Source organism: Streptomyces sp. NBC_01006, from assembly GCF_045162725.1.
Taxonomy (GTDB): domain Bacteria; phylum Actinomycetota; class Actinomycetes; order Streptomycetales; family Streptomycetaceae; genus Streptomyces.
Map to the genome: position 1 here is coordinate 4,091,783 of NZ_CP108700.1, position 26,054 is coordinate 4,117,836.

Sequence of the window (26,054 nt, forward strand, 5' to 3'; positions counted from 1 at the left end):
ACTGTAAGCCGGACCTGTGCGTCCTCCTCATTCTTTATGTCCGGCATTCCGGGCGCATCCGCACGGCGGAGCCCGACATCCGGGGGCCTCTCGGTGGCACCATGACCCGGTGACCCACGCACTGCCGCCCATCCAGGTCGTCGCCCACCGCGGCGCCTCGGAGGATGCCCCCGAGCACACCCTGGCCGCCTACCGCAAGGCCATCGAGTACGGCGCCGACGCCCTCGAATGCGATGTCCGGCTCACCGCCGACGGCCATCTGGTGCTGGTCCACGACCGCCGGGTCAACCGCACCTCCAACGGCCGCGGCGCCGTCTCCGCCCTCGAACTGGCCGACCTCGCCGCGCTCGACTTCGGCTCCTGGAAGGACCGCGAGGAGTCCCCGGACTGGGACGCCGACCCCGAGCGCACCTCCGTGCTCACCCTGGAGCGGCTGCTGGAGCTGGTCTCGGACGCCGGCCGGCCGGTGCAGCTCGCCATCGAGACGAAGCATCCGACCCGCTGGGCCGGACAGGTGGAGGAGCGCCTCCTCTTCCTCCTCAAGCGGTTCGGGCTGGACGCGCCGCCCCCCGAGGGTCCGCACCCCGTCCGCGTCATGAGCTTCTCCGCGCGCTCCCTGCACCGGGTGCGGGCCTCCGCGCCGACGATCCCGACCGTGTACCTGATGCAGTTCATCTCGCCTCGGATGCGCGACGGGCGGCTGCCGGCCGGGGTGCGGATCGCGGGTCCCGGGATGCGCATCGTGCGCAACCACCCCGGGTACATCCGCAAGCTCCAGAGCGCGGGCCACTCCGTACACGTATGGACCGTGAACGATCCGGAAGACGTTCAGCTCTGCGCTGATCTGGGTGTGGAAGCAATCATCACGAACAGGCCGCGACAAGTTCTGTCACAGCTCGGGCGCTGACGTCCCCTTTTGCCCACCCGTCCCGCGCGTCACGTGCGTGACAGGGTGTGCACCGGCGCATCCGCTCCGCAATCGACCGACATGAATGCGTCAGGGGCCTCCGCCTGGTCGGTTTCCGGTCCAGGCCATTGGGGCATCCAGACCATGGCGTGGGGCTAAGGAGGTTCCGGGGGTGGCGTTGGTGGTGGCACAGGAGGTGCCCACGTCTTCGCGCATGGACGTATGCCATGGTCCTGCGGGCGTGGGTGAGGCAAGACGCCGCATGCGTGAGCAATTGCGTATGAGCGGGGTGTCCGAATCGGTCGTGGACGACGCCGTCCTGATCCTTTCCGAACTGCTCAGCAACGCCTGCCGGCACGGCAGACCACTGGGCGCCGGGGAGATCGGGGACGGGGAGATACGCGCCGCGTGGCGCATCGACAAGGCGGGGCGGCTGACGGTCGAGGTCACGGACGGGGGCGGTCCCACCCGCCCGGTTCCGGCCACGCCCTCGGTCACCGCGCGCGGCGGCCGGGGGCTGAACATCATCAGCGCCCTCGCCCAGGACTGGGGTGTCCGGGACGGTGCGGCAGGCGAGGTCACCGTATGGGTGACGGTTGCGTGCGGGGCCCGGCACGAGGATTTCGCTACGCGCGTTGCGCCCCCGGCGATCGACTTCAGCACGGCCTTCGACGACCTCCATCCGTGACCGGATCCCTGACCCGGATCCCCGACCGCAACACCGGCCATCCGAACGAGCGGCCGCCGGGAGCGCACGCCGACCGTGCTCCCGGCCGCACCCTCCCGGTTGCGGCGGTACGAACGGCTAGGCTCGCGCCGAGACACAACGCCGTACCGCCGCAACCGGGAGACACCCACGATGGCCAAGAAGCGCCCCGCAGCGAAGACTGCAAAGCCGCAGCTCAAGAACGGGGAGATCCCGGTGGTGGGCGCACGCGAGCCCTGCCCCTGCGGATCCGGGCGCCGTTACAAGGCCTGCCACGGCGCAGCCGCCGCACACGCCGTCACCGAGCACGTGGCGCGCCCCTTCGAGGGCCTGCCCGGCGAGTGCGACTGGGTGGCGCTGCGCGAGCTCGTGCCCGCGGCGACCATCCCGCTCACGCTCAAGGGTGGCCTGCCCGAGGGCGTCCCGTCCGTCACGCTGGTGACCGTACTGCCGATGGCCTGGCCGGCGCTGCGCCGCGAGGACGGGTCCGTCCTGCTCGGCCTCCAGAACGACTCGACCACCGGGGACCTCGCCCGGGACATGGCCGACACCCTGGAGCGCGCGCTCGTCGCCGAACCGGGTACGCCGGTCGCGGCCCGGCGCGTTCCCGCCGAGGGTCCGCGACTTCAGGATCTCTTGGACACGGACGGCGTTTTCGAGCCGGTTGTGCACAGCGGCTTCGAATTCTGGATTCCGGATGCGGAGAGCGCGCAGAACGCCTCCCCGGAGATCGCTGCCTCCCTTGAGCGGGCCAACGCCGCCGCCATCCCCACCGTCAAGCTGGCCGGCGTGGACGCGGCCTACTGGTGCGAGACCCCGGACAAGAACCACCTGCGCTGGGTCATGCCGCACCCCGAGGAGAAGCTGCTCGACGCCCTCGCGCGGCTGCACGCCGCGGGCACCTCCTCGCTCGGCGAAGGCACCCGACTGGTCGGTTCGTTCCGGGCGCACGGTCTGATGGTCCCCGTCTGGGACCTGCCCACCGGAGTGACCGCCGACGACGTGGAGAAGCCCGCGGCGGAGTTCGCGGAGCGGCTGGCCACGGCCCTGGCCGCGGACGCCCCGCTGACCGCGGATGAGCGCCGGGCGCGCGGCGGACTGACCAACCGCCAGGTCACGCTCAGCTGACCGCCGAGCACCCGCAGGGCCGGTGACTGGGGTCACAACTCCCGCTAATCGCCTGCAAATCGGTGTCTGAATATCAGAGATCGAATTTGCGAACAGGCGATCTCTTGTTACCGTTCTTGTAGCCCGGTCGCTGGTGCATCCCCCGTCGCCAGCGACCGGGCCCTTGCTTTTCCGCCGTCGCTCAACCGTCGGCCGGTGCCGGTGAGTTGCTCCCGGACCTCAGCAGCAGCTGGCCTTCATCATCCGGAACTGCAAACTCCGCAACTGCCGAGTAGGCGTCCGGCGCCCCTGCAGAGTCCTCACGCGGCGTCTCGCACAGCCCCGGCTCGTCGCCGGCCCCGACCGCGCAGCGGATCTGCACCGTGCGCCCCGCGGGCCCCATCACCGTCAGAACAGCGTCCAGTGCGCGCCCGCTGGTGTTGCGGTAGTAGCTGCGGCCCCAGGTCCGGCCCTCGCCCGCCAGGACGCAGGTCTGCGCCTCCAGGCCTTGCGGGGAAGAGAGTTCGGGTCCGCACCGGGAATCCGTACGGGGCTGCGCGGACGGGCCGGGCCGCGGCTGCTGCGCGTGCGGCTGCCCCGCCTGCGGCTCCCCGGCCCGCGGCGGCTCGGCCTGCCGCGCGGACCCGGCGGCAGGTTTCGGCGTACGCGATCCGCCCTCCGGATCGGTCAGTCCGAGCGAGGAGAGCAGCCCACCGCCTTTTCCGTCATCCTGACCGGCGAAATCCGGTCCGGCGATCGCTCCCGCCAGCGGGAGCGACAAGATGATCAGCACACCGGCGCTGATACCGATCAAGCGGAGATTCATTCGGCGAAGATAGCGATCCCGGAATGGGGCGCGGAGATCCCCGCGCCCAATTCCCTTGTAAACGCGTCGCGCTGACACCCGAACGAGTGATCGGCGGGTGCCCGGAGCACCGGATCAGTACGCGAGTCGGCTGCCGCCGCCAGAGGCCCCGCTGCTCGCCTCGACCAGCGCGTGCACGACCGCCTCGACCTCCGGCAGCCAGAGGCCGTCGGCGTCCGCGGGGTCGCGCTCCCACCGCACCTGCCCGCCGCCGGAGGCGGGGGAGGGTGGGAGCAACAGGTAGCCGCCCTCGCCGTGGAAGCGCAGCGCGGAGGGCACATGGTCCTTGGCGTACAGGAGTTCGCCGAGCCGCTCCAGCGAGTAGGGCGCGACCAGCAGCGCCCAACGGGTGGGCGTGGCCACGATCGGGCCGAGCCGCATCCCCTGCGCGTCCAGCCGTACGACGGCCCGCGCGGCCGCGTTGGCCGGCAGGCTCACGGCACAGGGTGCGGACCCGCCGGTGGCCAGCAGTACGGGAGCGGTGGGCCGGTTGGTCCACCACCAGGACACCATCCGGGGGTCGGTGGTGGCCGCGAGCAGCCCGGGGTCGAAGGGGTGCGCGCCGGGAACGACGCAGTCGGGGTCGGGGCAGGCGCACCGGTTGCTGTCGGCGCCGGAACGGCCGACGCCGGGCAGCACCGGCCACTGCCAGTCGGTGGCGCAGGTGAGCGCCGCGTCGAGGAGGGCCGGATCACCGCTCTGCCCGGGGGTGGAGCGAAGGGTTTTCAAGCGATTGCGGAGCCGCTGGAGACGCCTTCCGAGGATCTCGCGCATGAGCGCTCGTTCCTTTCCGTTGAACGCCGAGGGCCACATCACACCATGTAACCGGTGTTTCACCACACGTACACGTTTCGCGTCACTGTCCGCCTTGAAGCAGGTTCACACGGTTCGTGCAGTTTTCTTACGGGTCCATGAAACGTCCGGCGGGGGCGGAACGCGACCCGCGCCGATGCCGAGACCGGCTGCCGCCGCTAAGGACGACGGACCGCGCCGAGCGGTTCCCGGCGACCGCCGGGCTGCGCCAACTCTCCCCGGGCACCACCGATTAGGTACCCGAAGCCACTCCGGCGCCCGACCAGTCGATCGCAAAAACCGTCCGCTTCCGGCTTTTTCCAGCCAAGTTCTAGCCTTGGCTGGACAGTGAGTTGCCGTCCCACGGACACCAGGATTCCCACCTGGGCAATGCTGGACATCGATCCTCGTGTGCGTGTAGATGTGGATTCATTGATGGCGGCGCAGCACGATCTGGGGGTTTGCGATGCTATATGGCGAATCGCACCAGGTGGAAAGGCGGACGCCATGAGCGCCCCGCATCTGCCGAAAGTGGCTGGAATCGATCCAGCAGTTACCGCGGCCCCGCAAACTGCGGCGCCCACGCCCGCCCGAACCGCCCCCGCACCGGCTGCGGCAGCGGTACCCGGACCGAGCACGCTGATCCAGGACCGGCTGGCGGGGATGGTCTCCGACCTGACCACCCTCCACGAGCTCACCGAGCGCCTCGCCCGCGCCAGTGATCTCGACTCCTCCCTCCAGGAGTTCCTGCGCGCCGGAGCCGTACTCGTCGGCGCCCGCCGCGGCCTGATCGTCCTGGAGCCCTCCGACGGCCTCGGCCCGACGACCACGATCGGCCTCGGCCTCGGCCGCGCGGACCTCGGGCACATCGAGACCATCCCGCGCGCCGCAACCTCGTACGGCCGGATCCTCGACGGACTCCCCGACGCCCGGGGCGGCTCCGAGGTGCTCCCCGAACCCGAGCCCGAACCCGACGCCGCCCCCGGCCCGGGCGGGTACGGCACCCCGGTCGACCCCCGCCACCGCGAGGTCGCCGCCCGGCTCGGCTATGCCGCGAGCTACGCGCTGCCGCTGACCGCCGAGGCCACCGGCCGGCTCGGCGCGGCCGTCTGGCTCTACGACGAGCAGGCCGAGCCGAGCGAACGCCAGCGCGATCTCGCGGGGCTCTACGTCCGGCACGCCGCCGAGCACCTGGCCCGGATGCTGGAGGTGGAGCGGTCCCGCAGCCGCCTGGCCACGGTCGCCGAGGAGCTGCTGCCCAGCCGGCTCCCCCGGATCCCCGGGGTCCAGCTCGCGGCCCGCCACCACACCGGACCGCTCGGCGGCGGTGACTGGTACGACGCGCTGCCGCTGCCCGAGGGCGCCCTGGGGCTGGCCGTCGGCTCCGTCACGGGCGCGGGGCCCAGCGCCGTCGCCGCCATGGGACGGCTGCGGGCATCGCTGCGCGCGTACGCCGTCATGGAGGGGGAGGACCCCGTGGCGGTCCTGTCCGACCTGGAACTGCTGCTGCGTCTGACCGAACCCGCGCGCTGCGCGACGGCGCTCTTCGCGTACTGCGAACCCGCAGGGACCTCGCACGCGGGCAGCCAGGGGAGGAAGATCATTCTGGCCGGGGCCGGTCACGCCCCGCCGCTGCTCATCGGCGAGCACCGCACAGAGTACGTGGAGACCACGCTCTCCGCGCCGCTCGGGATGCTGTCGTGCTGGGAGGCGCCGAGCGTGGAGATCGAACCTGCACCTGGAGAAACGGTGCTGCTGTACACCGACGGGCTGCTGCGGCGGACCGGCGACCCCATGGACCGGGCCTACGCACGGCTGCACGCCGCCGCCGCGGGGGTGCCCCGGAGCATCCGGGACGACCCGGCGGCCATCTGTGACCACATCCTGCGGACGGTGCTGCCCTCGGACGATCCCGCAGTCGCACCGGTCGGCCGGACCCCCGCCCCGGAGGCTTCCGCCGTGTCCGCCACCACCGCCGCGATGGCCGCCACGGAGGACGGAGTGGAGGACATCGTCCTGCTCGCTGCCCGTTTTGACTGATTCATCACACCCGCTGCCGGGCGTCTTCCCCTCGCACATACGATGGATACGGTCCGTACCCGGTCCTGTAGTAGCTGTCGTACGTGTCGTAGCTGAGGAGAAGACGTGGCTGACGAGCTCACCCCGGAGACCCCGGAAGAAGAGCAGCCCCAGAAGAAGCACAAGCAGCGCAAGAACGGGCTGTACCCGGGCGTCAGCGACGAACTCGCGGAGAGCATGCGCACGGGCTGGGCCGACACCGAGCTGCACGGGCTGGAGCCGATCGCCCAGGCCGCGCACACCGCCGCCCGCCGCGCCGCGCTGTCCGCACGCTTCCCCGGCGAGCGTCTGGTCGTGCCCGCGGGCCGCCTCAAGACGCGCTCGAACGACACCGAGTACCCCTTCCGCGCCTCGACCGAGTACGCGTACCTGACCGGCGACCAGACCGAGAACGGCGTACTGGTCCTCGAGCCCTCGGGCGAGACCGGCCACACCGCCACCATCTACCTGCTGCCCCGCTCCGACCGCGAGAACGGCGAGTTCTGGCTGTCCGGCCAGGGCGAGCTGTGGGTCGGCCGCCGCCACTCCCTCACCGAGGCCGAGCAGCTGCTGGGCATCCCGGCCCGGGACGTGCGCAAGCTCGCCGACGAGCTGGCCGAGGCCGAGGGCCCGGTCCGGGGCGTCCGCGGCCACGACTCCCTCATCGAGACGGCCCTGACCGACAAGGTCACCAAGGAGCGCGACGAGGAGCTGCGCGTCTACCTCTCCGAGGCCCGCGCCGTGAAGGACGAGTTCGAGATCGGCGAGCTCCAGAAGGCCGTCGACTCCACCGTCCGTGGCTTCGAGGACGTCGTGAAGGTCCTGGACAAGGCCGAGGCCACGTCCGAGCGCTACATCGAGGGCACCTTCTTCCTGCGCGCCCGCGTCGAGGGCAACGACGTCGGCTACGGATCCATCTGCGCCGCCGGCCCGCACGCCTGCACCCTGCACTGGGTCCGCAACGACGGCGACGTCCGCTCGGGCGACCTGCTGCTGCTCGACGCCGGTGTGGAGACCCACTCCCTCTACACCGCCGACGTCACGCGCACGCTGCCGATCAACGGCACGTACACCGACATCCAGCGCAAGATCTACGACGCGGTGTACGAGTCCCAGGAAGCCGGCATCGCCGCCGTCAAGCCGGGTGCCAAGTTCCGCGACTTCCACGACGCCTCGCAGCACGTGCTCGCCGAGAAGCTCGTGGAGTGGGGCCTGCTGGAGGGCCCGGTCGAGCGCGTCCTGGAGCTCGGCCTGCAGCGCCGCTGGACCCTGCACGGCACCGGCCACATGCTCGGCATGGACGTCCACGACTGCGCCGCCGCGCGCACCGAGGCGTACGTCGACGGCACGCTGGAGCCGGGCATGTGCCTCACCGTCGAGCCCGGTCTGTACTTCCAGGCCGACGACCTGACCGTTCCCGAGGAGTACCGGGGCATCGGCGTCCGGATCGAGGACGACATCCTGGTCACCGAGGACGGCAACCGGAACCTGTCGGCCGGGCTGCCCCGGGCGTCGGCCGAGGTCGAGGCGTGGATGGCGCGCCTCAAGGGCTGACGCCCTGCCGGTCCTTCACAGCCGGCTTCCGGGCCGGCTTCCGGGCCGGCCCTGAGTTCGCCTCCGATGGGCGGGATCTCGTACGCGAGTCCCGTCCATCGGCGTATCCGGGAGCCCCTCCGCCGCTACGACACCTTCAGCAGCGCTCCCTCACGCCATTTCAGGATCTTGTCGAAGCTGACCACCGCGCCCTGGCCCGGCCGGTTGCGGAATCTGACGTGGTCGGCGAGCTCCGCGATCAGCCACAGGCCCCGGCCGTGCTCGCTCTCCGAGGGTTCGGAGGGGCCGGCCGGCGGGGGTCTGCGCCCCGAGACCGTCGCCGCCGGGAAACCCGGGCCCGAATCGGTCACCTCGATGCGGCAGCAGTCCCCGTCCAGGTACGCCGTGACGCGGTACGCCGCGCACGCCTCCGGGACGGATTCCGCGCCGGCACCGGCTTCGGCCGCCGGACCGCCGTGCTCCACCGCGTTCGCGCAGGCCTCGCTCAGTGCCACCGAGAGATCGAAGGAGATGTCCGGATCCACCCCCGCGGTCTCCATCGTCCCCAGCAGCAATCGCCTGGCGAGCGGCACGCTCGCGGCTTCGCGCCTCAAGTGGAGAGACCACCAGATGCTCATACGGTTACGTATTGCCGCCCGCGGCGGGGCGTAAGCCCCCGGCGGCCGCCGCAGCCCTCATTCGGCCGATGCGGCACTCCGAAGCAGCGGTGTATGCGGCGGCGTACGGGCCTCCGCCCGGGCCGGGACGCCCGAGGTGAAGCCCTCGTACAGGGGCACTCACGACCTTCCGGACCTGCCGTATGGACGCTGTGAGGGCAGTGCGATGATGGCCCGGCCATGACTGTCCCCCACGCGACGCCCGCCGGAGCCGGCCTCCGGCTGATCCGGGCCGCGGTGTTCACCGCGGTCTGCGTCGTGCTGTCCGCGGCCGGGCACGCCCTGGCGTCCTGCGCCGCGGTGCCCTGGTGGGCCCTCGTCATCGCCTTCCTCGCCGTGTTCGCGGTCGCCGCCCCGCTGGCGGGCCGCCGGCGCTCGCTGCCCGGCATCGCCGCCGGGCTCGCCTTCGGACAGCTCGGGCTGCACGCGGTGTTCGGCCTCGGCCAGCACAGCGCCGCCGCGGCCCAGGCACCCGCCCCCGCGGACACCTCGCTCGCGGCGCTCGCCGCCCGGCTGGTCTGCGGGGGCAACTCCGTACCGCTGAGCCCGGCCGACGCCCGGCAGATCCTGGAGACCGCCGGACTGGATCCGGCCGCCATGGCCGCCCAGGCCGCGGCGCAGGGAGCGGCAACGGCCCATGCCGGCCACGCGCATCTCGCGCAGGCCGCCGCGGCGCCCGCCACCGGCCTGTTCAGCACCGGCATGCTCGTCGGGCACCTGCTGGCCGCGCTGGCCGCGGGCTGGCTGCTGGGGCGCGGCGACGCCGCCCTGTTCCGGCTCGTGGAGCTGTCCCGCAGCTCCGCCGAAGCCGATCCGGTACGTCCGCTGCGGGCCGCGCTGGCCTTCGTACGGGCCCTCGGCTCCGGGCTCGCGGGCACGCCCGCCGGTGCCCCGCGGGTCGTCCGTACCGCTGCCGAACCCGCCGCGCACACCGGCCGGGACGCACTCCAGCACACGGTGATCAGGCGCGGGCCGCCCCGTACGGCGCTCGCCCTCGCAGCCTGACGCGGCACCCCCTCCCCGGAGCAACCGGCGGAAGCACCGGTGCCGCGAACTCCGCGCGCACCCGCACGCGGAGCCACCGTCACCCCTGCCTCTGTGGAGTGTTTCCGCCATGAAGACCTCTCGCGTCTCCTTCGCCGCCGCCGTTGCCGCCGGCGCCGTCCTCGTCCTGTCCGGCACCGCCTTCGCGCACGTCGGCGTGCAGCCCATCGGCGAAGCCGCCAAGGGTGGTTACGCGACGCTCAACTTCAAGGTTCCCAACGAGCGCGACAACGCCTCGACCACGCAGCTGGAAGTCAACTTCCCCGTCGACCAGCCGCTGACGTCCGTCATGCCGCAGGAGATTCCCGGCTGGACCTCCAACGTCGAGAAGACCAAGCTCGACAAGCCGCTGACCGTGCACGGCAAGCAGGTCAACGAGGTCGTCACCAAGGTGACCTGGAGCGGCGGCAAGATCGAGCCCGGCAAGTTCCAGCAGTTCCCGGTCTCCGTCGGCAAGCTGCCCGACAACGCCGACCAGATGGTCTTCAAGGCGATCCAGACGTACGACAACAACGAGGTCGTCCGCTGGATCGAGGAGACCAAGGCGGGCGCGGCGGAGCCGCAGAACCCGGCTCCCGTCCTGAAGCTGACCGCGGCCAAGGCCGCCGACGACCACCACGACGACAAGAACGCCGCTGCGGCGAAGGACGACAAGGCCCACGACGAGGCCGCCAAGAGCACCTCCGACACGACCGCGCGGGCCCTCGGCGTCGCGGGCATCGTCGTCGGCCTCGGCGGTGTCGCCTTCGGTGTCGCCTCGCGTCGCCGCGCCTCCTGACCCGGAACGGCCGCAGGCCGTATCCCCTTGTCCAGAACGCGCGCAGCCGGCCCTCCTTCGAGGCCGGCCCGCCCGCACCGCATCCCCGATCCCAGGGACATCTCTCCATGCGCACCACTCGTGTGACGATCTCCGCCCTCGTGGCGGCGGCCGCGCTCACCCTCACCGCCTGCGGCGGTGAGACCGCCAAGCCGAACACGGTCACCCAGATCGCCGGCGGCCAGACCAAGGCCGGCAAGGCCACGGTCCTCGACCGCCCCTTCGACAAGCCGGAGCTGGTCCTGACGGACACCAGCGGCAAGCCGTGGAACCTGCGCGAACAGACCAAGGGCAAGCCGACGCTCATCTACTTCGGCTACACCCACTGCCCCGACGTGTGCCCCCTGACGGTGAGCAACATCGCCGTCGCCAAGAAGGCACTGCCAAAGGCCGACCAGGACAACCTCCAGGTCGTGTTCGTCACCACCGACCCCGAACGGGACACCCCCGACTCCCTCGGCGCGTGGCTCAAGGCCCAGGACCCGTCCTTCACCGGACTGACCGGGGACTTCGCCACCATCCAGGCAGCCGCGCGCAAGCTCGGCATCGGTATCGAGGCACCGAAGAAGGAGGCCGACGGCACCGTCGTCTCCATGCACGGCGCCCAGGTCATCGCGTTCTCGCCCAAGACCGACGAGGGATACCTCCTCTACGGCGAAGGCACCACCGTCGACGACTACACCAAGGACCTGCCGAAGATCGCCAAGGGAGAGAACCCGTGAACACCCGCACCACCCGCACCCTCGCCGCCGCGCTCTCCCTGACGGCAGCGCTCGCCATATCGGGCTGCTCCTCGGATTCCGACGCCAAGGCCGGCGCGGACAAGCCGAAGATGACGGTCAGCGGCGCCTTCATGCCGGAGCCCGTGAACGACCAGATGGCCGGCGCGTTCATGGTCATCAAGAACGAGTCCAAGACGGCCGACAAGCTCACGGCCGTCACCAGCCCGATCTCCGACGATCTGCAGATCCACGAGACCAAGGACCAGAAGATGCAGCAGGTCGCGGCCATGGACGTGCCTGCCAACGGTGAGCTCCGGCTGGAGCGCGGCGGCAGCCACGTCATGCTCATGGGGCTGAAGAGCACGCCGAAGGTCGGCGACAAGGTCACCGTCGAGCTGCGCTTCGAGAAGGCCGACCCGGTCAAGGTCGAGCTGGACGTCAAGGAGCGGACGTACAACGCCCAGAACACCAGCGCCCACTGACGGACCGAGGTACTGACACGCCATGACGGCCATCGCCCCCTCCCCGGCCCGCGTCCGGGCCCCGGCACTCCTGCCGCGGCTCGCGCTGGTCCTCGCAGCCCTGCTGGCGGCCCTGTTCACCGCGGCCGGCCCGGCCTCGGCACACGCCGCACTCACCGCGAGCGACCCCAAGGACGGGGCGGTGGTCGCGACGGCCCCCGCCCAGGTCACCCTCTCCTTCTCGGAGCAGGTCGCCATGGGCGACGACTCCATCCGCGTCATGGACCCGCAGGGCAGGCGGGTGGACACCGGCGAACTGCGCGACATGTGCAGCGGAACCACCATCCGCTACGGCACCGCGCTGCACTCCGGGCTGCCGGACGGCACTTACACGGTCGCCTGGCAGGCCGTATCCGCCGACAGCCACCCCGTCTCCGGCGCCTTCACCTTCTCCATCGGCGCCCCCTCGGCGACCAGCGTGGCCCTGCCCACCGCGAAGGCGGGCGGCGGACCGGTCGGCATCGCGTACGACATCGCGCGCTACGCCGCCTACGCCGGTTTCACCGTCCTCGTCGGCGGCGCGGCCTTCATCCTGCTGTGCTGGCGGCGCGGCGCAGCGCAGCGCCCGCTGCAGAAGCTCATCGTGCGCGCGTGGGTCACGCTCACCGCCGCCACTCTCGTGATGCTGGTGCTCCGCACCCCGTACACGGGGTCGGGGAAGTTCGCCGATGCGCTGGACCTCGATGGTCTGAAGGCGGTCCTGGAGACCAAGACCGGCGCCTCCCTCGTCTCCCGCCTGCTGCTCCTCGGCGCCGCCGCGCTGTTCATCGCCGTGCTGTTCGGCGCCTATGCCCGCAGGACCGCCGAGGCCGGGGAGACGGACAAGCGCAAGGGCAAGGAGAAGGACCGCGGGGCGGACAAGGAGCCGGGGGCGGACAAGGAGGCCAACGACCTGCTCTTCGGCCTCGGCATCGGCGGGACCGTCGTGGCCGGCGGCATCGCCGCCACCTGGGCCCTGTCCGAGCACGCCTCGACCGGCATCCAGCCCGGTATCGCCATGCCCGCCGACATCCTGCACCTGCTGGCCGTCGCCGCCTGGCTCGGCGGACTCACCGCGCTGCTCGTCGCCCTCCACAAGGTCCCCGGCATCGAGCGCGAGGCGGTCCAGCGGTTCTCGCGGGTGGCGTTCGTCAGCGTCCTGGTCCTCGCCGTCACGGGCGTCTACCAGTCCTGGCGCCAGATCGGCAGCTGGTCGGCCCTCACCGGTACCAGCTACGGACAGCTCCTGCTGCTGAAGGTCGGGCTCGTCGCCGTCCTCGTCGCCGTCGCTTACGTCTCCCGCTCGTGGACCGCACGGCTCACCGATGCCCCCGCCGGGAAACCGGCCAAGATCGCCCGGCAACGCGATGTTTCACGTGAAACATCGCCGGCCTCGGTCACCGTACCCGCGGACCCCAAGCGGGCCGCCCAGCTCGCCCGGCAGCGAGCCGCCCGGGAGAACGCCCGTGAGAAGCAGGTCCGCGACGCCGATCCGGCCCGGGCGGGGCTGCGACGCTCCGTCCTCGCCGAGGCCGGGGTCGCCGTCGCCCTTCTCGCCGTGACCACCGTCCTCACCAGCACCGAACCCGGCCGGACCGCCGAGCAGGCGAGCGGGCGGGACTCCGCGGCCACCGCCGTCCCCAACCGCGCCATCAAGATCACTCTGCCGTTCGACACCGGCGGCCAGAACGGCAAGGGATCGGTCCGGATCGAGTTCGACCCGGGCCGGGTCGGCGCCAACTCCCTCCACGTCTGGGTCGACGACCCCGAGGGGCAGCCTCTCGACATCCCGGAGATCAAGGTCGCCTTCACCCTCCCCGCCAAGGACATCGGCCCCCTGCCGCTCCTTCCGGAGCGCGCGGCCCCCGGACACTGGAGCGCGTCCGGCGTCCAGCTGCCGCTGGCCGGGGAATGGCGGCTCGACGTGACCGTCCGTACCTCCGACATCGACCAGACGACCGTGCAGAAGAACGTGAAGATCGGCTGACCAGCGTGACCGAGAGCAACCCCGACATCGAGATCTCCCGGCGCCGGCTGCTGGGCACCGTCGGCGCCGCGGGCGCCGCCGGGCTCGCGCTCGGCGCCACCGGCGGTGCCCTCGTGCACTCCGCATTCGACGACTCCCCTCCCGGCGCCTCCGGGTCCGCCGGGAGCCTCTCCTCCCTGGGCGCCACCCACGTCGCCTTCCAGGGCGAGCACCAGGCCGGCATCACCACCCCGCTGCAGGCCAAGGGCCACGTCCTCGCCTTCGACCTGGCTCCCGGGGCCGGCCGCAAGGAGGCCGCCGCCCTGATGCGGCGCTGGTCCGACACCGCCCGCCTGCTGATGGCGGGCAAGCCCGCCTCGGGCGAGGACTCCGGTATCGCCCTCGACGCCGGGCCGTCCTCCCTCACCATCACCTTCGGCTTCGGCCACTCCTTCTTCGAGCGCACCGGGCTCGCCGCCCGCCGCCCCACCGCGCTCGACCCGCTGCCCGACTTCTCCGCCGACCGGCTCGACGCCCAACGCAGCAACGGCGACCTGTGGGTCCAGATCGGCGCCGACGACGGGCTCGTCGCCTTCCACGCCCTGCGCGCCCTCCAGAAGGAGGCCGGGGAGGCCGCCCGGGTCCGCTGGCAGATGAACGGCTTCAACCGGTCCCCCGGCGCCACCGCCGCACCTATGACCGCCCGCAACCTCATGGGCCAGATCGACGGCACCGGCAACCCGAAGCCCGCGCAGCCCGACTTCGACAAGCGGATCTTCGTCCCCGCCGCCGGCCCCGGGCCCGCCGAGCAGGCCTGGATGGGTGGGGGCTCGTACGCCGTAGTCCGGCGCATCCGGATGCTCCTCGACGACTGGGACAAGCAGTCCCTGGCCCAGCAGGAGCAGGTCATAGGCCGTACGAAGGCCACCGGCGCGCCCCTCACCGGCGGCACCGAGACCACCAAGATGGCCCTCGACAAGATCGGCCCCGACGGCAAGCCCGTCATCCCGTCCAACGCGCACGCCCGGATCTCCGCCCCCGAGCAGAACGGCGGGGCGGCCATGCTCCGGCGCCCGTTCTCCTTCCACGACGGGATCGCCGCCGACGGCACCCCGGACGCGGGGCTCCTCTTCATCTGCTGGCAGGCCGATCCGCTGCGCGGCTTCGTCCCCGTCCAGCGCAAGCTGGACCGGGGGGACGCCCTGTCGGCGTTCATCCGGCACGAGTCCAGCGGGCTGTACGCGGTTCCGCCCGGCCCCCGCGACGGGGAGTACGTGGGGCAGCGGCTGCTCGAAGGATGAACAGCAGCCCGGCGGTCGGGGACCCGGCATTAGGCTGATCACATGTCGGCCACCCGCTTCACCTATCTCGGTCCCGAGGGCACCTTCACCGAAGCCGCCCTCCGCACACTGCCGGAAGCCGCGACCCGGGAGCTCGTCCCGATGGTGTCGGTCCCGGCCGCCCTGGACGCCGTACGCAACGGGGAGGCCGCGGCCGCCCTGGTGCCGATCGAGAACTCGGTGGAGGGCGGGGTCACCTCCACCCTGGACGAGCTGGCCTCCGGCGAACCGCTGATGATCTACCGCGAGGTGCTGCTGCCCATCGCGTTCGCGCTGCTGGTGCGGCCCGGGACCAAGCTGTCGGACGTCAAGACCGTCACCGGGCACCCGGTCGCCCAGCCCCAGGTGCGCAACTGGCTGCGGGCGAACCTGCCCGACGCGGTGTGGGAGTCGGCCGCCTCCAACGCAGACGGGGCCCGGCTGGTCCAGGAGGGCCGCTTCGACGCCGCCTTCGCGGGCGAGTTCGCGGCCGCCACGTACGGGCTCGTCCCGCTGGTCACCGAGATCCACGACGCGGAGAACGCCGAGACCCGGTTCGTGCTCGTCGGTCGGCCCGCCCGGCCGGCCGCGCCGACCGGCGCCGACAAAACCTCCGTCGTGCTGTGGCTCGGCGACGACCACCCCGGTGCACTGCTGGAGCTGCTCCAGGAGTTCGCCGTCCGCGGGGTCAACCTGATGCTGATCCAGTCCCGGCCGACGGGCGAGGGCATCGGCAACTACTGCTTCGCGGTCGACGCCGAGGGCCACATCTCCGACCGCCGGGTCAGCGAGGCGCTCATGGGGCTCAAGCGCACCTGCCCCCAGGTCCGCTTCCTCGGCTCCTATCCGCGCGCCGGTGTCGCTCAGGGTGATGTGCGCGCTCCGCGGCCCGGAACCTCCGACGGGGACTTCATGGCCGCTTCCGACTGGCTGACGCGCTGCCTCGACGGCCGGGCGTAGCCCTTCATCCACTGTCCACAGAGTTATCCACAGGCAGAGATGGGGACCTGTGGACTAGTCGACATCACGACGCGACAAGGTCGACAAATCGGTCGGGGCACCCAGGTTTCGCGCTGGGGAGCGGAAGGTGAACGGCGTCACCCCCGCATCGCCGATCAACTCTTTGGAGCGAGCCATTCCCACCCGAATGAGTGTGTGAGGGTGGTTTGAACCCTGAATCGCCCCGACGGGCAGCGGGTGGGGATTGATCTATTTCCGTGTCCACAGATCCGGCACACAGCCTGTGGACAAGTCCCCGCGGTGGACAATTTCTGTGGACAAGGGAGGCCTTCCCGCCCTGCTCAGAGGCTGCCCGGATACCGCACCTGTGCCCCTTTTCAGGGAATGGGCCGCTTTTATTGACCACCCCGGAAGGGTCACTTCCAGCCAGCGGGTTCCAGGTTTTCCATTCTCCACAATTGGGACATAGCGACACGCAGCGTGATATCGGTGTGAGCCCAGGAAGCCCAGCCCGGTAGCCTGGAGGGGTGATTGACCTCCGGCTGCTCCGTGAAGACCCTGACCGTGTCCGTGCCTCGCAGCGCGCCCGTGGAGAGGACGTCGACCTCGTCGACGCACTGCTCTCCGCCGACGAGCGTCGCAGGTCCTCCGGAATGCGCTTCGACGAACTGCGCAATGAGCAGAAGTCGCTCGGCAAGCTCATCCCCAAGGCCTCCCCGGAGGAGCGGGCAGAGCTGCTGAAGAAGGCCGAACAGCTCAAGACGGACGTCAAGGCCGCCGAGGCCGAGCAGAACGAGGCAGACGAGGCCGCCAAGCGGCTGCTGCTCCAGCTGGGCAACATCGTCCACGAGGACGTCCCGGTCGGCGGCGAGGAGGACTTCACCGTCCTCGAGACGCACGGCACGATCCGCGACTTCGGCGCCGAGGGCTTCGAGCCCAAGGACCACCTGGAGCTCGGCGAGTCGCTGGGCGCCATCGACGTCGAGCGCGGCGCCAAGGTGTCGGGCTCGCGCTTCTACTACCTGACCGGTGTCGGCGCCCTGCTGGAACTCGCCCTGGTCAACGCGGCGATCGCCCAGGCCACCGAGGCCGGCTTCATCCCCATGCTCACCCCGGCGCTGGTCCGCCCGCGCGCCATGGAGGGCACCGGCTTCCTCGGCCAGGCCGCGGAGAACGTGTACCACCTGGAGAAGGACGACTACTACCTGGTCGGCACCTCCGAGGTCCCGCTCGCCGCGTACCACATGGACGAGATCATCGACGCCGACAAGCTGCCGCTGCGGTACGCCGGCTTCTCGCCGTGCTTCCGCCGCGAGGCCGGTACGTACGGCAAGGACACCCGCGGCATCTTCCGCGTCCACCAGTTCGACAAGGTCGAGATGTTCTCGTACGTCGCGCCGGAGGACGCCGAGGCCGAGCACCAGCGCCTCCTGGAGTGGGAGAAGCAGTGGTTGACCAGCCTGGAGCTGCCCTTCCAGGTGATCGACGTCGCCACCGGTGACCTGGGCGCCTCCGCCTCGCGCAAATTCGACTGCGAGGCGTGGATTCCGACGCAGGGCAAGTACCGCGAGCTGACCTCGGCCTCGAACTGCAACGGCTTCCAGGCCCGCCGCCTGTCGATCCGCTACCGCGACGGCAAGAAGACCGCTCCGCTCTCGACGCTGAACGGCACGCTGTGCGCCGTACCGCGCACGATCGTGGCGATCCTGGAGAACCACCAGCAGGCCGACGGTTCCGTGCGCGTGCCGGTGGCGCTCCGCCCGTACCTGGGCGGCCGCGAGGTCCTGGAGCCGATCGCCAAGTGAGTCCGGCCCCGTTCCCGTACAAGCTCGTCGCGACCGATCTCGACGGCACGCTGCTGCGTGGCGACGACACCGTCTCGGAACGCACCCGTGAAGCGCTCGCCGCGGCCACCGCGGCGGGCGCGGCGCACATCATCGTCACCGGCCGGGCCGTGCCCTGGACCCGGGGCGTGCTGGACGATCTCGGCTACAAGGGGATCGCGGTGTGCGGGCAGGGCGCGCAGCTCTACGACGCGGGGGCGCACCGGCTGCTGACCTCGGTGACGCTGGACCGGCAGCTGGCCGGTCTGGCGCTGTCGAAGCTCGAGGCCGAGGTGGGTCCGCTGGCGCTCGCGGCCAGCCGGGACGGGGTGGACGGCGACGTGCTGTTCGGCCCCGGCTACCAGGTGCAGGAGGGCCTGCCGGCCGTCTACCTGGCGGACACCGCGGAGGTGTGGACGGCTCCGCTGAACAAGCTGTACATCCAGCACCCGGAGCTCGGCGACGACGCGCTGGTCAAGGTGGCCCGGGAGACCGTGGGCTCCCTGGTCGACATCGTCATGGCCGGTCCGGGGATAGTGGAGATCCTGCCGCTCGGGCTGACGAAGGCCACCGGCCTGTCGCTGGCCGCGCGCCGGCTGGGTGTGAAGGCGGCGGAGACGATCGCCTTCGGCGACATGCCCAACGACATCCCGATGTTCGGCTGGGCGGCCCACGGGGTGGCCATGGCCAATGCCCACGCGGAGCTCAAGGCGGTGGCCGACGAGGTGACGACCTCCAACGAGGAGGACGGCATCGCGGTGGTGCTGGAGCGACTGCTGGGCGCCGCCTGACGGCCCGCCCGGGAACGGGGAAGGTCCGGAACAGCCCGCGCCGTGAGGCGCGCTCGAAGTGGCTGCTCCGGACCTTTTTGTTGCTCCCCGCACGACTCACTCTGCCCGGGGCGCAGGTCCCGTACCAGTCAATTTCCGCGGGTCAGCCGTCGTCGGCCCGGTGCTCTGTTTCACGTGAAACATGCCTGGGGTGCGGGTGGCGGGTGAGTGGCCAGGCGAGCAGGCCGACGGAGAGCGAGATGGCGTGCCCGAAGTCGGTGAAGGTGCCTCCGGTGAGGAGCGGCAGCCCGAAGAAGGCGACGACACCGGCGAGGTAGAGCCAGCGCAGCGGGTTCGGGAGCCGGTACGTGAGGACCCCGATCGAGGCCGCGAGGCCATAGCTGACGCCGACGTCGACGACGTGGACCATGCTGTGCGGGGCCCGGTGGTCCTGAATGGCCATCAGGACCATCTTCTGGCTGACCAGGGTGGCCGTGATGTGGGCGGTCGCGACGATGGCGAGCCAGCGCAGGGTGCCGAGCCAGCGTTCCACTGGCGCGTGGAAGAGCTCGAAGAGGACGGCGTACAGGGCGAGCGAGGCCGGGTTCTCGATCCAGAAGGCGCTGGAGAGCAGGGCCCGCACGGGGTGCCGGGTGAGTTCGTGGATGTTGCTGCTGTGACGGTGGAGCAGGACGTGTTCGAGGTGGTCGGGCGCGATCACGACGATGATGCTCGTGACGGCGAGGAGCAGCAGCCATATGTGCGTACCCGGCGAGGAGCGTATCCAGGACCGTACGGGCCTGGACGGCTCGGGCTCGACGTGCTCGACCATGCCCTGATTTTGCCCCGTACGACGGTGCCCCGCCCGGCCTGTGGGCCGGGCGGGGCACCGGGCGTGAAGCCCGTACGGCCGGGGTCTACTCCTCGCCCGCCAGGGTGAGGCGGCGCAGCTTCTGGCCGGCGTAGACGGTGGCGCCCACGGTGACCACGCAGAGCAGGATCACCGCGGTGGGCAGGCCGACGGTGGCGTCGACGTAGCCTTCGCCGGCGACCTTCTCGGCGAGGGCCAGGGCCCACTGCTGGACGCTGAGGGTCTTCGCGCCGGAGACCAGGCTGCCGAAGAGCGACTCCCAGATCAGGGCGTAGACCAGGCCGAAGACGACCGCGTGCCGGCTGACGGTGCCCAGCAGCAGGAACAGGGCGCTGTAGGCGATCGAGGCGACGAGGGCCGCGACGGTGTACGCGACGGCGATCTGCTGGCCGTTGCCGTTGAGGATGAACCCGGCGATCAGGGTCGGGATGGCCGAGAAGGCCATCGTGACGCCGATGGCGACGATCAGCTTGGTCATGATGATCGTCGGGCGCTTCACCGGCTTGGAGAGCAGGTAGACGATCGAGCCGTCGTCGATCTCGGGGCCGATGGCACCGGTGCCGGCGATGACGCCGATCAGCGGAACCATGGTGGCGAGGGCGAAGCCGCCCAGCAGGTCGGCGGCGACCTTGTCGTCCAGGCCGGTGAAGGCGCGGACGGCGATGGAGATGACGATCAGCAGGACGGGCAGCCCGCAGAGGATCAGAGCGCGGCGGCGGCCGAGCAGCGCGCGGTAGGTGAGCCGGGCGACGGTGGGGTTGTACATGGGTGCCAGCTCCTTCAGGCCGCGACGAGGTAGGAGAAGACCGACTCGAGGGACTCGTCGGAGGGCGAGACCGTCAGCAGCCGGATGCCGTGCGCACGGGCGACCTGTGGCAACAGCTCGGTGAAGCGGCCGAAGTCGACGGCCTGGATGCGCAGGGCGCCTTCCTTGAGGTCGACCTCGATGCCCGCGGTGGAGGGGTCGGCGATCAGGGCCGCGGCGAGGGCCCGGTCGTCGGAGGAGCGGACCACGTAGCGGTGCGGGCGGTCCGTCATCAGGCGGCGGATCTTGCGGAAGTCTCCGGAGGCGGCGTGCCGTCCGGCGACGACCACCTCGATGTGGGAGGCGAGCTGTTCGACCTCCTCCAGGATGTGGGAGGAGAAGAGCACGGTGCGGCCGTCGTCGCCCATGCGCCGCAGCAGCTCCATGAGCTGCATGCGCTGGCGCGGGTCCATGCCGTTGAACGGCTCGTCGAGGAGCAGCACGGACGGGTCGTGGACGAGGGCCGAGGCCATCTTCACGCGCTGCCGCATGCCCTTGGAGTAGGTGGAGATCTTGCGGTCCTGGGCGTACTCCATCTCGACGGTGGCGAGCGCCCGCTGGGCGGCCGCGTCGTCGAGGCCGTGGAGCTCGGCGTTGGCGACGACGAACTCCCGGCCGGTGAGGAAGTCGTACATGGCCTCGCGCTCCGGCACGACGCCGATCTGCTTGTAGACCTGCTCGTTCTGCCAGATCGGTGCGCCGTCGAGGGTGACGGTGCCCGTGGAGGGGGCGAGGAAGCCGCCCATCATGTTGATGAGGGTGGACTTCCCCGCGCCGTTGGGTCCCAGGAGTCCGGTGACGCCGGGGCCGACGTGCATGGTCACGTCGTTGACGGCGACGACGTTCCCGAACCAGCGGGAGGTGTGGTCGATGTCGATGGTGGTCACAGCCCGGCCTTCCGGTAGCGGGCCATCAGGGCGGCGTAGGAGCCGGCGATGAGGGCGAGGACGACGAGCAGGTAGACGAAGCCGACGCCGGCCGAGGGGCCGTCTCCGCCGGGGAACGCGGAGGTGGCGCCGAGGAAGGCCGTCTGCACGCCGTCGATCAGGGTGATCGGGGAGAACAGGCCCATCCACTCGATGGCACCGGTCGACCCGGTGTTGTACGCGATGCCCTGGACGGCGGTCACCGCGCCGTAGGGGATCAGGAGCAGGGCGATGATGGCGGCGACGCCGAAGCCGCGGCGCGGGGTGAGCGCGGCCATGATCAGACCGAGGCCGGCGAACAGCACCGAGAGCAGCAGCACGGAGACCAGTCCTTGGGCGAACCCCTTGGTCTGGTCCGCGAAGTCGAATTTGGCCAGCAGCGAGCCGATCCACATGATCAGCAGCGGGGTGGCGGTGAGGATGAACAGCGCCGAGGCCATCGCCGCGAACTTGGCGAGGACGTAGTCGACGCGCTCGATGGGCCGCGAGAAGTAGAGCGGCACGGTCTTGAAGCGCAGGTCACGGGAGACCGACTGCGGTGCCTGCGAGGCGAGGTAGAGGCCGATGATCACCTGGGTGGTCAGGGCGTACGTCGTGTACTTGATCGGCAGGCTGGTGGAGCCGGGCACCGCGATGGCGACCGCGACGATGATCAGCGCGGGGACGCACATCACCGCGAAGAGGAGCATCGGCAGGACCTTGGACTTGGCGGACCTGCCCAGTCCGTAGGCGCCGCGCAGGGACTGCGAGAACAGCGACTTGCGGGCGTAGGCGCGGCCGAGCCGGGCTCCCTCGTAGGACCGGTAGCCGATGTTGTGGATCTGGGTCGAGGTGTCAGGCGCCATCGGAACCGGCTCCCTTCCGGACGAGCTGCTGCTGGTCGTTGTCGCGGAAGACCTCCGCGATGTGGTGGCGGCGCTGCTCCATGCGGACCAGGCCGAGGCCGAGGTCTGCGACGGTGTCGCGCACGATGTCGTAGGTCTGCTCGCCGGTGGCTTCCAGAAGCAGGATGTGGCCGGCTCCGGGCAGGCCCTGCTCCTCGCCCGCGTGCAGGGTCAGGCCGGCTTCGGCGAGCGCCTTGCGCAGGGCGGCGGTGCCGTCCGGGTAGGTGTCGGTGTCGGTGACCTCGACCGCGAGGGTCGTGGTGATCTGCGTGAAGTCGCTGGTGGAGCTGGAGCGCAGCAGCTTGCCGCCGTCGACGACCACGACGTGGTCGCAGGTCCGCTCCAGCTCGCCGAGGAGGTGGGAGGTGACCAGGACGGAGATGCCGAAGTCCGTGTAGACCCGGCGGATCAGGCCGAGCATCTCGTCGCGGCCGACGGGGTCGAGGCCGTTGGTGGGCTCGTCGAGCAGGACCAGCTGGGGGTCGTGGACGAGCGCCTGGGCCAGCTTGACCCGCTGCTTCATGCCCGTGGAGTAGCCGCCGATGGGGCGGTAGCGCTCCTCGTACAGGCCCACGTGGCGCAGGGTGTCGGCGGTCCGCTCGCGGGCGGCGGTCGGCGGGAGCCCGGACATGCGCGCCATGTGCACGACGAACTCGGTAGCCGAGACGTCGGGCGGCAGGCAGTCGTGCTCGGGCATGTAGCCGACGCGTTCGCGGATGGCGCTGCCATGGGTGGCGACATCGAGTCCGAGCACGGCGGCGCGGCCCTCGGTGGCGGGGGACAGTCCAAGCAGGATCTTGATCAGCGTGGACTTGCCGGCTCCGTTGGCACCCACGAGGCCGGTCACTCCGGGCCCGATGTCCAGGGAGAGCCGGTCGATTGCGGTCACTCGGGGGTACCGCTTGCTCAGGCTTTCGGTCGCGATGACAGTCACGGCTTCGACGTTAGTGGCGCGGACCGCGCCGATCGTCAGACCTGGAGCGTCATCCCGTCTCCGCCTTCAGGACTACACACCCTGACGAAAGGCTGATGCGGACCGGTCATAGAGGCCCGACGAAGCGGACCGTACGCGGTGGATCGGACAAGTTGTCCACAGGTCCGTGCACGACCCTTGACGTGATCTCCGGTCATTGTCACATTCATCAGTGTCAAGTTACGGGCGCGTAGCGCGTACGGCTCTACGGACGGACGGCTGTCATGGCTGCGGACACCAGGCAACGCACCGCGCAACTCTCGCCGTACCTGCGCGGGTTCAGGGAAGTGCAACGCCTCTCGTACGAGTGCGCGGAGACCGTCGCGGCGCAGCTGCGGCCTGGGGTGACCGAGCGCGAGGCGGCGCGGATGCAGCGCGAATGGCTGCGCGAGCGCGGGGTGCGGGACTGGTTCCACCTGCCGTTCGCGTGGTTCGGGGACCGCACCGCCTTCGCGAACTTCAAGATCCCGCTCCAGTTCTTCCCGACGAACCGGAAGCTGGAGCCGGGGATGCCGTTCATCCTCGACATGGCGCCCGTGTACAAGGGGTACGCGGCCGACATCGGTTACTCGGGCAGCCTCGGGCTGAACCCCGTGCAGGACCGGCTCATGTCCGATCTGCGGGTGCACCGCGAGCTGATCCTGGAGCAGGTCCGCGAGCGCCGCCCGCTGCGCGAGATCTACGAGAACGTCGATCGGCTGATGATCCGCCAGGGGTATGCCAACCGGCACCGCGCCTACCCCTTCGGCGTGATCGCCCACAAGATAGACCGGGTCAGGGAGCGGCGCTGGTCCCCGACCGCCTTCGGGTTCGGGACGCAGTCCCTCAAGGGGCTGGCCTCCGACGCCCTGCACGGACACCGCGAGGGCTGGTCCCCGCTGTGGAGCCCGTACCGCTTCTCCGACCACCCGCCGCAGCCCGGGCTGTGGGCGGTGGAACCGCACCTGGGGTTCCGGGGCACCGGCGCGAAATTCGAGGAGATCCTCGTCGTCACCGACTCGCGGGACCCCGGGGAGAGCGCGTTCTGGCTGGACGACGATCTGCCGCACGTGCGGCGCTGGGCCGAGGAGAAGGCAGCATGAGCGGCATGAGCGGGAGCAAGGGGCCGGGGCTCACGGGGGCGCGCGAGCGCCGGGTGAGCACCGGCGGCATCGAGCTGTGCGTCGTCGAGCTCGGCGAGGCGGACCGGCCGACCGTGGTGCTCGTGCACGGGTACCCGGACAGCAAGGAGGTCTGGTCGGAGGTCGCGGAGCGGCTGGCGTCCCGCTTCCACGTGGTGCTCTACGACATACGCGGCCACGGGCGCTCCACGGCGCCGGTACCCCTGCGCGGCGGCTTCACCCTGGAGAAGCTGACCGACGACTTCCTGGCGGTGGCGGACGCGGTCAGCCCGGACCGCCCGGTGCACCTGGTCGGCCACGACTGGGGCTCCGTACAGGGCTGGGAGTTCGCGACGGTCGCCCGTACGGAGGGCCGGATCGCCTCCTTCACCTCGATGTCGGGCCCCTCCCTGGACCACTTCGGGCACTGGATCAAGAAGCGGATGACCCGGCCCACCCCGCGCCGGGCCGCGCAGCTCCTCGGCCAGGGCGCCAAGTCCTGGTACGTGTACATGCTGCACACCCCCGTCCTGCCGGAGCTCGCCTGGCGCGGGCCGCTCGGCAAGCGGTGGCCGCGGATGCTGGAGCGCGTGGAGAAGGTCCCGGCCGGCTCCTACCCGACGGCCTCGCTGCCCTCGGACGCCGCGCACGGAGCCTGGCTCTACCGCGACAACGTACGGCCCCGGCTGCGCCGGCCGCGTCCCGACGCGTACGCGCACGTACCCGTCCAGCTGATCACCCCGACCGGGGACGCCTTCCTCTCCGAGCGGCTCTACGACGACCTGGAGCGGTGGGCCCCCGACCTCGTGCGGCGCACCCTGCCCGCCAAGCACTGGGTGCCGCGGACCCGGCCCGACCAGCTGGCCGCGTGGATCACGGAATTCGTCACCGCCCGGGAGGAGCCCGCCACCCGGGCGCCGGAGCAGAAGGCTCCGGGCAAGTACGCCGATCGGTTCGGCGGCCAGCTGGTACTGGTCACCGGCGCCGCCAGCGGCATCGGCCGGGCCACCGCGTTCGCGTTCGCCGAGGCCGGGGCCCGGGTGGTGTGCGTGGACCGGGACGCGGAGGGCGCGGCCCGCACGGCCGACATGGCACGGCTCGTCGGAGCCCCCGAGGCCTGGGGCGAGTGCGTCGACGTCAGCGACGAGCAGGCGATGGAGAAGCTCGCGGCGAAGACCGCCGCCGAGTACGGCATCGTGGACGTCCTGGTCAACAACGCCGGGATCGGCCTGTCTGGGCCCTTCCTGGAGACCACCTCGCAGGACTGGAAGAAGGTCCTTGACGTCAACCTGTGGGGTGTCATCCACGGCTGCCGGATCTTCGGCAAGCAGATGGCCGAGCGCGGCCAGGGCGGGCACATCGTCAACACCGCCTCCGCCGCCGCCTACCTGCCCTCCAAGACACTGCCCGCGTACAGCACCTCGAAGGCCGCGGTCCTGATGCTGAGCGAGTGCCTGCGCGCCGAGCTCGCCTCGCAGTCGATCGGGGTCTCCGCGATCTGCCCCGGCATCGTGAACACCAACATCACCGCAACCTCGCGCTTCGCCGGGGTGGACGCGGCGGAGGAGAAGCGCCGCCAGGAGCGCTCCTCGCGGCTGTACGGACTGCGCAACTTCCCGCCGGAGAAGGTCGCCGAGGCGATCGTGCGGGCCGTGGTGCGCAACGAGGCCGTGGTGCCGGTGACCCCGGAGTCCAAGGGCGCGCTGTGGATGTCCCGGTTCGCGCCGGGCGCCCTGCGGCGGCTCGCGAAACTGGAGCCCCGGCTGTGAGCGCGACAGGGCCCCGCACGGCCATATCCCGCTCCTTCCGGCGGTCGTACCATCCCTCGCAGGAGGGCTCGCTGCGCAGGGCGGTCGAGTACCTTGCGGCTTCGCCTGCCGCCCGGGCCGCGGCGGCCGCGGTCGGCCGAGCCGCCATGTCGTAGGGAGC

Annotated in this window: 24 protein-coding genes and 1 pseudogene; 17 read left to right on the forward strand and 8 right to left on the reverse strand. The window is 71.1% G+C overall.

Annotated features, from left to right (window positions below; all coding sequences use genetic code 11):
* Nucleotides 1-109: 109 nt before the first annotated feature.
* The 3 genes from OG509_RS18705 (at nt 110) to OG509_RS18715 (ending at nt 2,741) form a co-directional block, all read left to right on the forward strand.
* Nucleotides 110-907 (forward strand): glycerophosphodiester phosphodiesterase, encoded by a 798-nt coding sequence (locus OG509_RS18705; RefSeq protein ID WP_406183617.1) that lies wholly within the window; start codon nt 110-112, stop codon nt 905-907.
* A gap of 85 nt (nt 908-992) precedes the next feature.
* Nucleotides 993-1,595, forward strand: coding sequence for an ATP-binding protein (locus OG509_RS18710; RefSeq protein ID WP_406183618.1), 603 nt, complete (start codon nt 993-995; stop codon nt 1,593-1,595).
* Nucleotides 1,596-1,766: 171 nt separating this feature from the next.
* Nucleotides 1,767-2,741 (forward strand): DUF5926 family protein, encoded by a 975-nt coding sequence (locus OG509_RS18715; protein WP_406183619.1) that lies wholly within the window; start codon nt 1,767-1,769, stop codon nt 2,739-2,741.
* A 181-nt stretch (nt 2,742-2,922) separates the two neighbouring features.
* On the opposite strand, the gene OG509_RS18720 is transcribed toward OG509_RS18715, so the two are convergent.
* Both OG509_RS18720 and OG509_RS18725 read right to left on the reverse strand, forming a co-directional pair.
* Complete coding sequence (locus tag OG509_RS18720) at nt 2,923-3,546, reverse strand: hypothetical protein (RefSeq protein WP_406183620.1); 624 nt, start codon at nt 3,544-3,546, stop codon at nt 2,923-2,925.
* Nucleotides 3,547-3,660: 114 nt separating this feature from the next.
* Nucleotides 3,661-4,359: a bifunctional DNA primase/polymerase gene (locus OG509_RS18725; RefSeq protein WP_406183621.1), complete on the reverse strand. Its 699-nt coding sequence runs from the start codon at nt 4,357-4,359 to the stop codon at nt 3,661-3,663.
* Nucleotides 4,360-4,767: 408 nt separating this feature from the next.
* Between OG509_RS18725 and OG509_RS18730 the strand changes: the two genes are divergently transcribed.
* Both OG509_RS18730 and OG509_RS18735 read left to right on the forward strand, forming a co-directional pair.
* The gene (locus tag OG509_RS18730; RefSeq protein ID WP_406183622.1) at nt 4,768-6,417 is read left to right on the forward strand and encodes a PP2C family protein-serine/threonine phosphatase; all 1,650 of its coding nucleotides are present in this window, start codon (nt 4,768-4,770) and stop codon (nt 6,415-6,417) included.
* Between the two features lie 105 nt (nt 6,418-6,522).
* Nucleotides 6,523-7,989 (forward strand): aminopeptidase P family protein, encoded by a 1,467-nt coding sequence (locus OG509_RS18735; RefSeq protein ID WP_406183623.1) that lies wholly within the window; start codon nt 6,523-6,525, stop codon nt 7,987-7,989.
* Between the two features lie 125 nt (nt 7,990-8,114).
* On the opposite strand, the gene OG509_RS18740 is transcribed toward OG509_RS18735, so the two are convergent.
* Nucleotides 8,115-8,606 (reverse strand): ATP-binding protein, encoded by a 492-nt coding sequence (locus OG509_RS18740; RefSeq protein ID WP_385586743.1) that lies wholly within the window; start codon nt 8,604-8,606, stop codon nt 8,115-8,117.
* 219 nt (nt 8,607-8,825) lie between these two features.
* Here OG509_RS18740 and OG509_RS18745 point away from each other — a divergent pair, with 219 nt between their 5' ends.
* From OG509_RS18745 to OG509_RS18785, 9 genes are all read left to right on the forward strand, one after another.
* A complete protein-coding gene (locus OG509_RS18745; RefSeq protein WP_406183624.1) occupies nt 8,826-9,650 on the forward strand; it encodes a hypothetical protein in 825 nt (274 codons plus the stop codon).
* Between the two features lie 109 nt (nt 9,651-9,759).
* Nucleotides 9,760-10,467 (forward strand): YcnI family protein, encoded by a 708-nt coding sequence (locus tag OG509_RS18750; RefSeq protein ID WP_387283524.1) that lies wholly within the window; start codon nt 9,760-9,762, stop codon nt 10,465-10,467.
* A 107-nt stretch (nt 10,468-10,574) separates the two neighbouring features.
* Nucleotides 10,575-11,228 carry an SCO family protein gene (locus tag OG509_RS18755; RefSeq protein WP_406183625.1) on the forward strand — a complete coding sequence of 218 codons (654 nt, stop codon included), beginning with the start codon at nt 10,575-10,577 and terminating at the stop codon, nt 11,226-11,228.
* On the forward strand, nt 11,225-11,710 hold the full coding sequence (locus OG509_RS18760) for a copper chaperone PCu(A)C (RefSeq protein ID WP_406183626.1): 486 nt from the start codon (nt 11,225-11,227) through the stop codon (nt 11,708-11,710). The genes OG509_RS18755 and OG509_RS18760 overlap by 4 nt, the downstream gene beginning before the upstream one ends.
* 22 nt (nt 11,711-11,732) lie before the next feature.
* Nucleotides 11,733-13,715: a copper resistance CopC/CopD family protein gene (locus OG509_RS18765; RefSeq protein WP_406183627.1), complete on the forward strand. Its 1,983-nt coding sequence runs from the start codon at nt 11,733-11,735 to the stop codon at nt 13,713-13,715.
* Nucleotides 13,712-14,995 (forward strand): iron uptake transporter deferrochelatase/peroxidase subunit, encoded by a 1,284-nt coding sequence (gene efeB, locus OG509_RS18770; protein WP_406187622.1) that lies wholly within the window; start codon nt 13,712-13,714, stop codon nt 14,993-14,995. Before OG509_RS18765 ends, efeB begins: the two co-directional genes overlap by 4 nt.
* Nucleotides 14,996-15,037: 42 nt before the next feature.
* Nucleotides 15,038-15,973, forward strand: coding sequence for a prephenate dehydratase (gene pheA, locus OG509_RS18775; RefSeq protein ID WP_030153292.1), 936 nt, complete (start codon nt 15,038-15,040; stop codon nt 15,971-15,973).
* Between the two features lie 527 nt (nt 15,974-16,500).
* On the forward strand, nt 16,501-17,778 hold the full coding sequence (serS, locus tag OG509_RS18780) for a serine--tRNA ligase (protein ID WP_053687894.1): 1,278 nt from the start codon (nt 16,501-16,503) through the stop codon (nt 17,776-17,778).
* Nucleotides 17,775-18,587, forward strand: coding sequence for an HAD family hydrolase (locus OG509_RS18785; RefSeq protein WP_406183628.1), 813 nt, complete (start codon nt 17,775-17,777; stop codon nt 18,585-18,587). Before serS ends, OG509_RS18785 begins: the two co-directional genes overlap by 4 nt.
* Before the next feature lie 142 nt (nt 18,588-18,729).
* On the opposite strand, the gene OG509_RS18790 is transcribed toward OG509_RS18785, so the two are convergent.
* From OG509_RS18790 to OG509_RS18810, 5 genes are all read right to left on the reverse strand, one after another.
* Complete coding sequence (locus OG509_RS18790; RefSeq protein WP_406183629.1) at nt 18,730-19,398, reverse strand: rhomboid-like protein; 669 nt, start codon at nt 19,396-19,398, stop codon at nt 18,730-18,732.
* 85 nt (nt 19,399-19,483) lie between these two features.
* Nucleotides 19,484-20,203, reverse strand: coding sequence for an ABC transporter permease (locus OG509_RS18795; protein WP_030857813.1), 720 nt, complete (start codon nt 20,201-20,203; stop codon nt 19,484-19,486).
* Between the two features lie 14 nt (nt 20,204-20,217).
* Nucleotides 20,218-21,129: an ABC transporter ATP-binding protein gene (locus OG509_RS18800; RefSeq protein WP_385586716.1), complete on the reverse strand. Its 912-nt coding sequence runs from the start codon at nt 21,127-21,129 to the stop codon at nt 20,218-20,220.
* Complete coding sequence (locus tag OG509_RS18805; protein WP_385586713.1) at nt 21,126-22,013, reverse strand: ABC transporter permease subunit; 888 nt, start codon at nt 22,011-22,013, stop codon at nt 21,126-21,128. The genes OG509_RS18800 and OG509_RS18805 overlap by 4 nt, the downstream gene beginning before the upstream one ends.
* Entirely contained in the window at nt 22,003-22,986 is a 984-nt protein-coding gene (locus tag OG509_RS18810; protein ID WP_406183630.1) for an ABC transporter ATP-binding protein, read from the reverse strand. The genes OG509_RS18805 and OG509_RS18810 overlap by 11 nt, the downstream gene beginning before the upstream one ends.
* A 263-nt stretch (nt 22,987-23,249) precedes the next feature.
* On the opposite strand from OG509_RS18810, the gene OG509_RS18815 reads away from it, so the two are divergent.
* The 3 genes and pseudogenes from OG509_RS18815 to OG509_RS18825 all read left to right on the forward strand — a co-directional run.
* Complete coding sequence (locus OG509_RS18815) at nt 23,250-24,107, forward strand: M24 family metallopeptidase (protein ID WP_406183631.1); 858 nt, start codon at nt 23,250-23,252, stop codon at nt 24,105-24,107.
* Nucleotides 24,104-25,894 carry an SDR family oxidoreductase gene (locus OG509_RS18820; protein ID WP_406183632.1) on the forward strand — a complete coding sequence of 597 codons (1,791 nt, stop codon included), beginning with the start codon at nt 24,104-24,106 and terminating at the stop codon, nt 25,892-25,894. Before OG509_RS18815 ends, OG509_RS18820 begins: the two co-directional genes overlap by 4 nt.
* 20 nt (nt 25,895-25,914) lie before the next feature.
* A pseudogene (locus OG509_RS18825) lies at nt 25,915-26,049 on the forward strand (metal-dependent hydrolase); the annotation flags it as partial.
* Nucleotides 26,050-26,054: the final 5 nt, after the last annotated feature.